The organism is Sphingobacterium sp. (genome assembly GCF_032065005.1).
Classification (GTDB): domain Bacteria; phylum Bacteroidota; class Bacteroidia; order Sphingobacteriales; family Sphingobacteriaceae; genus Sphingobacterium.
The window spans coordinates 63,752-75,942 of the sequence record NZ_DAMBMM010000001.1; the positions used below are offsets into that span (position 1 = coordinate 63,752).

Annotated in this window: 12 protein-coding genes and 2 tRNA genes; 13 read left to right on the top strand and 1 reads right to left on the bottom strand. The window is 36.0% G+C overall.

Features of this window, described 5'->3' with window-relative positions:
- Positions 1-543: 543 nt before the first annotated feature.
- Both RT138_RS00290 and RT138_RS00295 read left to right on the top strand, forming a co-directional pair.
- Complete coding sequence (locus tag RT138_RS00290) at positions 544-1,386, top strand: LytTR family DNA-binding domain-containing protein (protein ID WP_313188996.1); 843 nt, start codon at positions 544-546, stop codon at positions 1,384-1,386.
- 82 nt (positions 1,387-1,468) lie between these two features.
- The gene (locus RT138_RS00295) at positions 1,469-2,095 is read left to right on the top strand and encodes an intradiol ring-cleavage dioxygenase (RefSeq protein WP_313188997.1); all 627 of its coding nucleotides are present in this window, start codon (positions 1,469-1,471) and stop codon (positions 2,093-2,095) included.
- Between the two features lie 36 nt (positions 2,096-2,131).
- Here the strand turns inward: RT138_RS00295 and RT138_RS00300 are convergent.
- A tRNA-Arg gene (locus RT138_RS00300) sits at positions 2,132-2,205 on the bottom strand.
- Positions 2,206-2,491: 286 nt separating this feature from the next.
- On the opposite strand from RT138_RS00300, the gene RT138_RS00305 reads away from it, so the two are divergent.
- The 11 genes from RT138_RS00305 to RT138_RS00355 all read left to right on the top strand — a co-directional run bounded on the left by RT138_RS00305 (position 2,492) and on the right by RT138_RS00355 (position 12,011).
- Positions 2,492-2,576: transfer RNA gene (locus RT138_RS00305), tRNA-Ser, on the top strand.
- Positions 2,577-3,362: 786 nt separating this feature from the next.
- Entirely contained in the window at positions 3,363-3,866 is a 504-nt protein-coding gene (locus tag RT138_RS00310) for a DUF6922 domain-containing protein (protein WP_313188998.1), read from the top strand.
- 56 nt (positions 3,867-3,922) lie between these two features.
- Positions 3,923-4,111 carry a nucleotidyl transferase AbiEii/AbiGii toxin family protein gene (locus tag RT138_RS00315; RefSeq protein WP_313189426.1) on the top strand — a complete coding sequence of 63 codons (189 nt, stop codon included), beginning with the start codon at positions 3,923-3,925 and terminating at the stop codon, positions 4,109-4,111.
- The gene (locus tag RT138_RS00320) at positions 4,059-4,517 is read left to right on the top strand and encodes a nucleotidyl transferase AbiEii/AbiGii toxin family protein (RefSeq protein WP_313188999.1); all 459 of its coding nucleotides are present in this window, start codon (positions 4,059-4,061) and stop codon (positions 4,515-4,517) included. Before RT138_RS00315 ends, RT138_RS00320 begins: the two co-directional genes overlap by 53 nt.
- Positions 4,518-4,897: 380 nt before the next feature.
- Positions 4,898-6,796: a P-loop NTPase fold protein gene (locus tag RT138_RS00325; protein WP_313189000.1), complete on the top strand. Its 1,899-nt coding sequence runs from the start codon at positions 4,898-4,900 to the stop codon at positions 6,794-6,796.
- A gap of 2 nt (positions 6,797-6,798) precedes the next feature.
- A complete protein-coding gene (locus tag RT138_RS00330; RefSeq protein ID WP_313189001.1) occupies positions 6,799-7,539 on the top strand; it encodes a hypothetical protein in 741 nt (246 codons plus the stop codon).
- A 2-nt stretch (positions 7,540-7,541) separates the two neighbouring features.
- On the top strand, positions 7,542-8,900 hold the full coding sequence (gene qatC, locus RT138_RS00335; RefSeq protein WP_313189002.1) for a Qat anti-phage system QueC-like protein QatC: 1,359 nt from the start codon (positions 7,542-7,544) through the stop codon (positions 8,898-8,900).
- Positions 8,897-9,628 (top strand): Qat anti-phage system TatD family nuclease QatD, encoded by a 732-nt coding sequence (gene qatD / locus RT138_RS00340; RefSeq protein WP_313189003.1) that lies wholly within the window; start codon positions 8,897-8,899, stop codon positions 9,626-9,628. The genes qatC and qatD overlap by 4 nt, the downstream gene beginning before the upstream one ends.
- A 373-nt stretch (positions 9,629-10,001) precedes the next feature.
- Positions 10,002-10,454 carry a GNAT family N-acetyltransferase gene (locus RT138_RS00345; RefSeq protein ID WP_313189004.1) on the top strand — a complete coding sequence of 151 codons (453 nt, stop codon included), beginning with the start codon at positions 10,002-10,004 and terminating at the stop codon, positions 10,452-10,454.
- 89 nt (positions 10,455-10,543) lie between these two features.
- The gene (locus RT138_RS00350) at positions 10,544-11,482 is read left to right on the top strand and encodes an alpha/beta hydrolase (protein WP_313189005.1); all 939 of its coding nucleotides are present in this window, start codon (positions 10,544-10,546) and stop codon (positions 11,480-11,482) included.
- A gap of 70 nt (positions 11,483-11,552) precedes the next feature.
- Positions 11,553-12,011, top strand: coding sequence for a GyrI-like domain-containing protein (locus RT138_RS00355; RefSeq protein ID WP_313189006.1), 459 nt, complete (start codon positions 11,553-11,555; stop codon positions 12,009-12,011).
- The last annotated feature ends 180 nt before the right edge of the window (positions 12,012-12,191 follow it).

The window sequence follows — 12,191 nt, forward strand, 5'->3', positions numbered from 1 at the left end:
CCTTCGGTAAAGGATGACAGGGTCTGGGGGAGGGAACCGTACAGATTCCTCACTGTTCGTCCAGAATCGCAAATGGGCAATGTTCTTTTCCTCTGTCAACCTGAGGCACGAAGGTTCTCGGGACCATGCAAACAATAGTTGCATTGGCGTACAGTTCCTTTACCTTCGGTAAAGGATGACAGGGTCTGGGGGAAGGTGAACCGTACAGATTCCTCACTGATCGTTCAGAATCGAAAATGGGTAAAGTTTTTTTTACTGTCAACCTTAGGCAAGAAGGTTTTCGGGACCATGCAAACAATAATTTCATTTGCGTACAGTTCCTTTACCGTCGGTAAAGGATGACAGGGTTTGGGGAAGGAGAACCGTACAGATTCCTCACTGATCGTTCAGAATCGCAAATGGGAAATGTTCCTTGATTATTTCTGTATTAAGTACAGGTTTAAGTATTTCATAATCAGTAGGATTTGTTTACATTAGCTCTGTGGATAACCATCCGTTCCCTAGGTCGTTATCTAGATTCCAATAAGATTAAATTGATAGGTTATGTTGTTCCCAATTTCAAAAGAGAGGCACTTCAGTAGGTTCCAAATGCCCAACAAGTGGTTTGTCTATCTATCCATCGGTATTATCTTCATTATGTTGTTGACGGTGTTTCAGGATTTTTTGGAGTCTAGAAGGAGTGGTTATGTGTTCATTTGGTCGGAGTCCTTATTGTTCAATTTATTTTGGGTTCTATGTATCCCAATCCTGATGGCTCTGCAGCAATATTTGAGAAGATATCCAGTTCAGCATTTAACGGTTTTGGTATTATGTGTTGCGGGAGCTATGGCTGTGCATTTAATCTTGTTGCCAATTATTGCCTCAATTATTTCTGTCTTATTCTACAATGGGCAGTATAGCTTTTATAAGTTCCTGACTTATTCCATTAGTCATGATCTATATAAATTGTTCATTATATACACCGGTTTTGTGTTGGGACATTGGTTTATTAGCAAATCCCCACAACAGCTGAATGAGGAGATTCCCTCCGAAATAAAAACAATAGGATCCATTCTTGTCCTTAACGGCAAGGAGAAGGTTTTGGTAAAGATTGAGGATATCTATGCGATAAGTTCAGCCAGTCCTTATGTTTGCCTTCATGTGGAGGACAAAGATTATCTCCATAATGCTACCCTAAAGAGCATGAGCGAAACCCTAAATGACAATCAATTTGTGCGTATCCATAAAGGCGCGCTTATCAATATTTCGAAACTGAGTTCATTTAAATCTAGGCTGAACGGAGATTATGATGTATTTATGTCTAATGGAAAATGCCTTCGTTTGAGCAGGACTTATGCGGCAAATTTTAAGAATCGCTTACACCTGCTTAATCGGGTTGAGCAATAAAGTCCTCAGCTTAGCCTATTTCATTTTAATGCGATTCCAATAGGTTCTAACTTGACGTAAAATTCACAAAACATACGCTGTTATGAACTTAAAGAACAATCTATCAATTTTATTGATGTTGCTGATGTGCACAATATACACATCATGCAAAGGGCAGAATTTACGCATGGTAGGAGGACCATGTGAAGGCTGTGAGGCAATCTATGAGTATGGAAACAAACTGTTGACTTCCGTGGATACCCTTCCCGAATTTGAGAACAATGAGCCTAAGATGAAAGTAACCGGAATTGTTTACAAGAAAGGCACAAGGACCCCAGCGGAGAACGTTATTGTCTATATCTACCATACCAATCGACAGGGAGTCTATCAGACCAAAGGCGATGAAAAGGGCTGGGCGAAAAGGCATGGCTACATCCGTGGCTGGGTTAAGACCGGTAAGGACGGAAAATATACCTTTTATTCCTTCCGCCCTGGATCGTATCCCGACCGAGGCGAACCTGAGCATATACATATTACCATCAAGGAACCAACTACCAACGAATATTATCTGGATGAGTATTTCTTTGCAGATGATCCATTGTTGAAGCAGTCATTTGTTGAAAAATTGCCTAAGCGAGGTGGATCTGGGATTGTTACACCCGTTATGGAAGGAGGGATGTTGGTAATAAAAAGAGATCTATTGTTGGGTGAAAATATTCCAGACTATTAGAAAACAGAAAAGCTCTCTAAGAAGAGAGCTTTTAAGTACGCCAATTAGGGTTCGAACCTAAGACCTACGGTTTAGAAAACCGTTGCTCTATCCAGCTGAGCTATTGGCGCCTGATTTTGTGAAGCAAAAGTAGGTATTTGCTTGATAAAAGCAAAATAAAATCGCTTTTTTTACTGGATTAATCATTAACTAATTGCCTTCCAAGTACATATTTTTAATATTTCGCCGGCCTTTCTTCGATATTATTAATGTGCAATAAAAAATACGGCATTGGATAAAATAATTTCCTGCTCTAATGGGTTAAAAATCAGCTTAATTAGGCTATAAAGGGGATTTTAAACCATATTATTTTCATTTTTTATTTGGAGATCAAGTCAGAATTTGTACTTTTGTCGCGGAGAGTTGGCAGAGTGGTCGAATGCGGCGGTCTTGAAAACCGTTAACTGTCACAGGTTCGGGGGTTCGAATCCCTCACTCTCCGCACAAAAAGCCTTCATCGAAAGATGAGGGCTTTTTTGCGTGAGTGAGGGATCGAACCTTGTGATGGCCGGGGTTCGACCCACAGGGGGTTCAGGGTTTGCGTTGGGGGCATGTGGGGCTGAACCAATCCCTCACGGGTGCTGGTCGAAAATGTTCCTGGAAAACGAAATACAAAAAGCCTTCATCGAAAAGATGAAGGCTTTTTTGCGTAGGTGAGGGATCGAACCTTGTGCCGGGCGGGGTTCGACCCGAAGGGGGTTCAGGGTTTGCGTTGGGGGTACGTGGGGCTGAACCAATCCCTCACGGATGCTGTTCGAAAATGTTCCAGGAAAACGAAATACAAAAAGCCTTCATCGAAAAGATGAAAGCTTTTTTGCGTGAGTGAGTGATCGGACCTTGTGATGGCCGGGGTTCGACCCGCAGGGGGTTCAGGGTTTGCGTTGGGGGCATGTGGGGCTGAACCAATCCCTCACGGGTGCTGGTCGAAAATGTTCCTGGAAAACGATATACAAAAAGCCTTCATCGAAAAGATGAAGGCTTTTTTGCGTGAGTGAGGGATCGAACCTTGTGATGGCCGGGGTTCGACCCGCAGGGGGTTCAGGGTTTGCGTTGGGGGCATGTGGGGCTGAACCAATCCCTCACGGGTGCTGGTCGAAAATGTTCCTGGAAAACGAAATACAAAAAGCCTTCATCGAAAAGATGAAGGCTTTTTTGCGTAGGTGAGGGATCGAACCTTACCATGGTTGATATCTGTTGTTGTGTAAACAAAAATGTTTATATTTGTTTTGTGAATGCAGATTATGAAAAATATAAGGGCATCCATCCAGGGATTGTACTTGATAGGGAATTAAAAAAACGTTCTATCAAGCAACGTCCTTTTGCATTGTCCTTAGAGGAACATCCACAAACGTTTAATGCAATTACCAAAGGTAAAAGAGGTATAAGCACCGCATTGGCATTGAAGATTGAACGAGAACTTGGGTTGGAAGAAGGTACTTTGGTGATATTGCAGGCATATTACGATATTCAAAAAATTAAAGAAAAAGAAACCCAACAAACTCCTGATCTTAATGTCCTGAGTAAGTCTTTGTTTTGGGATACAGATTTTCAAAAAATTAATTGGGAAGAGCAGTATAAAGCCGTTATTCAAAGGGTTTTTGAAAGGGGGGATGAAGAAGAAAAGAACGAAATAATACGTTTTTATGGTATTGAAAAAACTGAAAAAGCCCTGAAAGAATCCAAAATCAGAAAACCTTATACTATAAATAATTTCAAAAATAGCGCTGATTAAGTAAAATGTTTTACTCAACCATCAATGAACATTTAAGAAATGCCTTAATCACAGTTATGAATTCTACTGTGTTTAACTCTTTTCGGTTAGTTGGTGGTACTGCATTAAGTCTTCAATTAGGACATCGAGAGTCTGTAGATATTGATCTGTTCTGTGATGATTCATACGGTTCGATTGATTTTAAGAGTATTGATGAGTTTTGTAGAAAATTCATTTCCTTATCACGTTCATTTTTCAAATCTTAACCCAACTATAGGTAAATCTTACAGCGTAGGCTTAGATAAGCATGATGCTATTAAATTAGATGTGTTTTATACGGATACTTTCATTCAACCTCCATTGATTGAGGATGGAATAAGAATGGCTACTATAGAAGAAATCATTTCAATGAAGGTTGATGTTGTACAGCGAGGAGGTCGTAAAAAGGATTTCTGGGATTTACATGAATTGCTTACGCAATACAATCTTTCCGAAATGATTTCCCTTCATCTGCAACGGTATCCCTATACACATGATGAAGAACTTATTTTGAACAACTTTATCAAGTTTGATCTTGCTGACGATGATTTTGATCCAATCTGTTTGAGGGGCAAATATTGGGAGTTTATTAAAGAGGATATTGTTGATGTAGTAGATGAATATAAAAACTAATCCGTATAATCTGAAAATCATTACTTAATGAGTTATCGAATAAAGTGGTGTAGGATTTCATAATTAATTAATCTTCCTGTTAAGAGATATCTAATCATTCTTTTTGTAGCATTTTCATTTCTTCCTCAATTGAGATTTTCTTTGCTTCCTTTTTAATAATTTTTGGATTTTTAAGATAGTTCAAATTACGGTTTGCCGTAATTAAAAGAGCTTTTATTTGGTTATATTTGTGAAGAAGCGGTTGTTTTAATTAATTGTTGCCCATGTTCTTAGATCATAAAAATAAAGATTTACCAAATCATTTCAACATATTACAGATTTAGTAATAGAAGTTAACAACCATAAAATTATTAAAACAATAAAAAATAGATAGCAAAAATATGTGGGCAGATAACGAAACGTCAGAAGACCTATTGGGATTTAAAGTACACGCAGATTTGTTAATCAATATAATCAATGACGAGTCCGTTTTGCCAATTACAATAGGAGTTTTTGGCGATTGGGGGAGTGGAAAATCCAGTATCTTACAAATAGTAAAAGAAGAATTTGACAAAGAGGATGATAAAGATTCGCTTTGTATATACTTTAATGGATGGACTTTCGAGGGATATGATGATGCTAAAGCAGCATTACTAAATTCAATTCTTAATGAATTGGAGGGCAACAAAAAGATTTCGGAAGAAATAAAGGATACGATAAAAGAAAAGGTAAAGAAACTTTGGAAATCTATTGATTGGATACGTGGAGCAGGTATGGTTATGAAGAATGTTGCCTTACCCGCTGTTTCTGCATACTTTACAGGAGGTATTAGTTTACTTCCTTTTGCCGTTCAAAAGCTAACAGAATGGGGAGATAATCCAGAAAAAATAATAGAAAAACTTAAATCTAAAGAGGGTCAAGAAACATTTAAGGCTTTTATAAAAGAAAGTAATGAAGAAGATAAAAGTTCCACGAATGCAGTAGCAGAATTTAGAAAAGATTTTGCTGAACTCTTAGAAGCTACGAACTTTAAAAGATTGGTTGTAATTATTGATGATTTAGACAGATGTAGCCCCGAAAGAATTATTGAGAACCTTGAAGCAATTAAACTTTTTTTAAATGTACCCAAAACTGCATTCATTATTGGAGCAGACCCTCGAATAGTAAAATATGCCATTGAACATAAATACAAAAGCAATAAAGAAATTGAAGAAGACAACAACCGAATTGTTATTGATTACTTAGAAAAATTAATCCAGCTTCCTTATTCTTTGCCAAGACTTTCGGAATTAGAAGTTGAAACTTATATATCAATGCTCATTTGTAAAAAAGAGATTGGTGAGACCCAATTTAAAAACGTGCTTGCTGAATTTCAAAAATATAGGTTAACGAATAAATATTCTGCATTTGGATTATCAAATTTTGAAAAGATTTTGGAAGCTGAGGAATTTGGAAAAGTTAAAGACAATGTAATTACGATTCCTGCATTAGTACCGTTAATTACAAATAGTTTGTATGGAAATCCCAGACAGATTAAACGATTTTTAAATACTTATACGATTAGAAAAAGACTGGCAGAAGTTGCCTCGTTACAAAGTTTTAATGACGCTGTGCTTGCAAAAATGATGATACTTGAATATTCTGAACCCAAGTTATTTAAAAAATTATTTGAATGGCAAATTTCCCAAGATGGAATGTCAAAAGAAATAGCAGAAATAGAATCCATATGTAAGGATAAACGAATTGAGGATGTTATTTCAGAAATAAAAGATTCTGATTTCAAAGAGTGGAGTAAACCCAAAATTATAAAATGGTTTCAAATAGAACCTTTATTAGCGGGAGTTGATTTACGTGATTATTATTGGATTGCTCGTGATAAGTTAGAAAATTCTATCACTGCAACAAGTATGATTCCACCAATAGTAAGAGCATTGTTTAATGAATTATTACCCGATAATATGACGGCAACAGTTACAAAATCTTTACTTACTCAAAAGTTTCAGCCATTTAGCGATATTGAAAAAGATGCATTTTTCAATCTTCTGTCTTCAAATTTGAAGAGGAATCCTCATCAAAAACGGTTATATGATATTTTCAATGCAATGACAGAAGATAAAATAGAAAATACAGTTTATCACTATATAGAAACTCTTAAAATAGTCAGCGTATCAGATATTGAACCTGCGGTTGCGACAAGATTAGCAGATTTTAAATCAGAGACTGAATTTGGAGATTTCTTGAATGATTATTTCAAAGACGGCAAATCGAAAGCAAGTAAAGCATTTAATATAAAAAAATAGAAATGGGAACATCTAAATCATTTTCTGATGTAAAACACTCAATGGTTCCGAATTGGGGTAAGCTTAGTTCTTCGCTTACCTCAAATTGTGATTCTTCTGTTCTTCCAGCTCAGAAGCTGCAAAACATTATGGGAAATTTTGTTTCTGCATTGGGCGGAGCATCAACAGGAGGACGTGGCGGTTCAAAAGCAGGAGGAAGAAGCAGTATTAGAACTGCAAAGAAAATCGGAGGAGTCTTTTCAAAGTTTATCAGTTCGGGTTACAATATTAGACAAACGCTTGAATCCACAGGTTTAACTAATATTGATAATAAAACGCTTGGCGATGTAATTAATCATTTGATTGAGTATTGTTCTGGTAATGCAACTTCAATTGATGACAATGCGGCAAAAGAAGCTACAAGATTATTATTAGAAGAACTAATGGGACAAGCTGAATCCATTGATGAAGTACAAACTTTATTACAGGAGACTTTTACCATAAATACATTGGAAGATGTAATAGTAAAATATTTTGGATATTACATTAATGAGCTTCTATCAAAGTGGTTCTATGAAAATTTAATAAAAAACAAGAATGAAACTGAATGTAATAATCTTTTCAGTCAGATAAAAAATTTCATAGTTGAAAGAGTTGGCGATATGCACAAAAGAAATCCTTTGCAAAACATTGATTGGAGTTCTGACGAAGCTGATAGGCTTGTAAAAAATATTCAACAAGATGTATTAACCGTATTTGAATAGTTATGAGAGTAGGTATAGTTATTGATAACGCAGATTATGGAAAATTTTCAGACTTACAGCTTTGTTATGCAGATAACGGAGTGAATAGACAAGTTCCGTTATCTTTTTTAGGTTACGAAAGAGTTTTTGATTTTATAACTGATTTTACTTCTGTAAAATTTGATTTCTTTCTTGTATCTGCAATAGTTTACGGTGTGGATAATTTGCTTAGTCGGGCTATTTATTCAAATGATGGTTGGACAAGAGATATAGAAGTAGAGTTTCCAGTGAATAATTTAGATGTTTGGAGTGGTAAAGAAGAAAAATTAAAACAAATTTTAGATTTTCTAACAGGAGATAATTGGCAAATTTCTTTTAGAAAAATTGAGGAAGTTGATTTATTTCAACCACGCACAAATAGAAGGAAAATTCCAAGCTACAACAAAGATTCCATCAAATCTGTAAGTTTGTTTTCGGGTGGTTTAGATTCTTTAATAGGAGTTATAGATGAATTAGAAAAACTTAACAATGATGAAAGAATACTTTTGGTATCTCATTTTGATTCAAAATCCCCAGGTCCGAATGGAGACCAAAGAACATTATTGAGGCGTTTAACGATTCAATATCCCAATAAAATATATTGGGTACAATCAAAATTAGCACTATCAAGAAAAGATACTGATGGAAATAGAGTAACTATAGAAAACAATTACCGTAGTCGATCTCTATTTTTCATTGGCTTAGGTTGCTATCTATCTCCAATTGATGAATTAATAATACCTGAAAATGGTACAATTTCAATCAATTATCCCCTTACACCGTCAAGAGTAAGTTCTTTAAGTACACGAACCACTCATCCTTATGTTTTAAAAAACACTCAGGAACTACTTGCAGATTTAGGGTTGTCAACAAGAATACATAATCCTTATACATTTAAAACTAAAGGAGAAATGTTTGTTGAATGTACAAATCAACCATTTCTGAGGAATATTTATCAAGATTCTGTTTCCTGCGGAAAAAGAGGGAGAAGACAGTTTCATTTTGACAACTCTAATGAGAAACATAATTGTGGAAGATGTATGCCTTGTATTTACAGACGAGCAGCACTGAATAAGGCAGGTTTGGATAATGAAAATCATTATGGAAACTTCATAACAAAAGTATCTTCTTTAGGTAATAATGATTTGCCTGCATTATTCAGCTACTTGAAAAGAAATATTCCTTTGGAAAAAATGAAAAGAGATTTACTTGTGAATGGCAACATTGATATTAACAATCTTACAGATTATGCCGAAATGGTATTAAGAAGTAAAGCAGAAGTTCTAAAATTATTTAGCGACAAAGGAAATAGATTTGTAAAATCCGAGCTGGGTATAAGATGATTATTGATACACATTGCCATATAGATTTATATCAAAATCCAAAAAAGGTTTTGCAAGATTGTGTAAACGCTGATATGACAGTATTAGCAATGACCAACCTGCCAAGCCATTTTGAAATGGGATATATTCATTTTATATCATTGAAAAAAATAAGATTGGCTTTAGGGATGCATCCCTTAATGGCGGATTTCCATAAAAAAGAGTTTGATTTATTTCTAAAGAACTTTAGTAAAACATCATACATAGGAGAAGTCGGATTGGACTTTTCCAAAGAAGGTATCTCTACAAAAGATATTCAGATAGACACTTTTTCTAAAATACTTACAATTATTTCAGGACAGAAAAAAATATTGAGTATTCATTCCCGAAAAGCAGAGAAAGAAGTTTTAGACCTCTTATTAAAAAACAATATACAATCTGCAATTTTTCATTGGTATTCAGGAGGATTAAATTTGATTGATTCCATTGTAGAAGCAGGATATTATTTTTCTGTTAATCCAGCAATGGTGAAATCTATGTCAGGTAGAAAGATAATTTCTAAAATACCAAGACATCTTATTTTGACTGAAACGGATGGTCCTTTCATTGATGAAAAAAATCATCCAATTAAACCAGGACAAATACAGGCTGTCATTACTTTTTTAGCCAATGAATGGCACTTGTCGACTTGGGAAGTTGAAAGAGTCATTTCATTTAACTTTCTGAAATTAATAAATAATTTAAAATAGGAATACATATATCGAGGTTTTCGTCCTTAATTTACTTTATACCATTCAAAAACGTCAAAAACGGTATCAAGTGTTCGACTGTAATCCCTGTCAGCCCGCAAAAAAGCCTTCATCGAAAAGATGAAGGTTTTTTTACGTAGGTGAGGGATCGAACCTTGTGATGGCCGGGGTTTGCCTTGAGGATATCTAATTTTCAGTTTCATTTTTGAAAATACCGTGAAAATGGTGTTGGAGTTTTCCATGGTTCAATTAGAAATTGCATTTGGCTCTCAGGTTTCACAACGTTTTTTGATCCTTTCCTAAAGCGATCTTATCATTAAATACAGTTGATATTTTATTTAATTTTGCAACAGCAATCAATAAATAAATTAGCATGATGCCTTCTGAGAGCTTTGAAATTATTAAATATACCGATACACATAAACAACAAGTTTTGACTGTTTGGGAAAATTCAGTTCTTGCGACACACGATTTCTTGACCTCAAATGATTTTAAAGAAATTAAGGAATTAGTCAATACAACTAATTTCAATGATTTTGAGGTTTTTTGTTTAGTAAATGGAAAAGTAATTTTAGGTTTTATTGGAGTTGCAGAAAAGAAAGTTGAAATGCTCTTTTTAGACCCTAAATATTTCGGACAAGGGCTGGGACAGAAATTATTAAATTTCGCAGTCAAAAAACTAAATGCAGACAAAGTAGATGTAAATGAGCAGAACTCAAAAGCACTGAAATTTTATCAAAAATTTGGATTTGAAATATTTGAAAGAACTGATAAAGATGACCAAGGAAGAAACTACCCTTTGTTGAGACTGAAGTTGGTTGATTAACAAGTTAATACCCATTAAATCAACAGGCAATCTGGTTAAATTATAACCTTCCCATTTCCTTTCCTCTCTCCAAATCTTTAACTTTATACATGGCTATTAAAAAATCCGGAACTCATTCCATTTCTTTTGAAGGCACACAGCTCGACGTCTTCTACAACTCATACCTTCCAAGCTCCGACAAAATATACGGCAGCATCATTGTCCTGCACGGTATGCAGGAACACAGCGGTCGATATGATGAATTTGCTACCTTTCTTTCGAAAAACGGATTTGCAGTCCTATCCTATGACCATCCTGGGCATGGACAAACTGCTAAGGATAAAAAAGACTTAGGTTTCTTCCATGAAAGCAAACCTGGGGAATTTTTGATTCAGGTAGCTATTGGCATGTCGCAGTTTTTGAATTCGCAGTACAAAGATCAGCCTCATTTCATCATAGGACATTCATTAGGTTCCTTTATATCGAGGAATGTCATTCAGGAGATAGGAGAAGAATTTCGGGGAGCTGTCCTGATCGGTTCGGGACATGCGATGAAGGGTAGCTCCCTGGGTACAAAGTTTTTGGGGGTTCTTAACCGAGTAGCTCCAAATTCCAGGTCCAGTTTTATGAACGATAAGTTTGCCCAGATCAATAACAGGAAGTTTAAGGATGAGCCCAACCATGAGGATCTAAATTGGTTGAGCCTAAACTTGGAGAATCGTGATAATTACCTGTCGGATGAGTACTGTGGTATAGACTTTACGGATAATGCTTTTTATGGAGCGGCGCAGGTGACTTTATGGGGCAGTGGGAACGGATGGGGCAAAAAGATTCCAAAAGAGCTATCAGTTCTGTTTTTAAGTGGCGAGGACGATCCGATTGGCGACTTTGGGAAAGGGGTGAAAAAATCTGCTGAGGAGTTGGTCGAACATGGGAACAAGGATGTCAAGTATCAGCTTTATCCAAAAATGAGGCATGAACTGCTGAATGAGGATGTAAAGAAGGAAGTTTATCAGAAAATATTGGACTGGTTATTAATCAAGATTTGATTTTGGGTATGTTGTTGACAGGCTGTTGTCAAGACAATAGTTTTCTTTGTCCTAAATAAATACGAAAAAGATGAGTAGAGAACATATTGAAAGATTTTATGTGATAGGCATTGCTGTCACAACCTGTAATACCGATGGGTCGGCGGCACAGGATATTCCTGCACTTTGGGCAAAATTTGCAGGGGAACGATTGGATTCTAAGATTCCTAATCGAATCGATGACACTGTTTATTGTATCTACACAGATTATGAGAGCGACTATCAACATCCCTATCTAACCTTATTGGGTTGCCGGGTGAGCTCCTTAGATGAAGTTCCTGAGGATATGGTCGGGAAGGAGATTCCGGCCTCGAATTATGAAAAGACCGTTGTGGAAGGTGATATTTCAGGACCTGCCATTTATGGAGCTTGGGAAAAAATTTGGGCTTCTGATCTGGACAGAGCATATAGAGCGGACTTTGAAGTCTATTCAGCTGAAACTTGCCAAGCGGAGGTGCCATCCCTTGAAATCTTTGTTTCGGTGCGTTAATTGTAGATTAGTTAAAGAAATTCTTAATAGGAAAGCTGCCATTGGTGGCTTTTTTTGATTTCTGCTTCATTTTATTTCAGGGTTGATTGTCCTGCCCTTAGGGGATAAGCGGTAAAATCAAGCTTTATTTTACATTAGCAACGGGCTTTTATTGGTATCTTTGTTTTTCATACAAATAAA

Coding starts and splice junctions, on each gene's coding strand:
- qatC (WP_313189002.1), top strand. CDS start 7,542: ATGAGAGTAGGTATAGTTATTGATAACGCAGATTATGGAAAATTTTCA.
- RT138_RS00290 (WP_313188996.1), top strand. CDS start 544: ATGTTGTTCCCAATTTCAAAAGAGAGGCACTTCAGTAGGTTCCAAATG.
- RT138_RS00325 (WP_313189000.1), top strand. CDS start 4,898: ATGTGGGCAGATAACGAAACGTCAGAAGACCTATTGGGATTTAAAGTA.
- RT138_RS00315 (WP_313189426.1), top strand. CDS start 3,923: ATGAATTCTACTGTGTTTAACTCTTTTCGGTTAGTTGGTGGTACTGCA.
- RT138_RS00320 (WP_313188999.1), top strand. CDS start 4,059: ATGAGTTTTGTAGAAAATTCATTTCCTTATCACGTTCATTTTTCAAAT.
- RT138_RS00355 (WP_313189006.1), top strand. CDS start 11,553: ATGAGTAGAGAACATATTGAAAGATTTTATGTGATAGGCATTGCTGTC.
- RT138_RS00330 (WP_313189001.1), top strand. CDS start 6,799: ATGGGAACATCTAAATCATTTTCTGATGTAAAACACTCAATGGTTCCG.
- RT138_RS00345 (WP_313189004.1), top strand. CDS start 10,002: ATGATGCCTTCTGAGAGCTTTGAAATTATTAAATATACCGATACACAT.
- RT138_RS00350 (WP_313189005.1), top strand. CDS start 10,544: ATGGCTATTAAAAAATCCGGAACTCATTCCATTTCTTTTGAAGGCACA.
- RT138_RS00295 (WP_313188997.1), top strand. CDS start 1,469: ATGAACTTAAAGAACAATCTATCAATTTTATTGATGTTGCTGATGTGC.
- qatD (WP_313189003.1), top strand. CDS start 8,897: ATGATTATTGATACACATTGCCATATAGATTTATATCAAAATCCAAAA.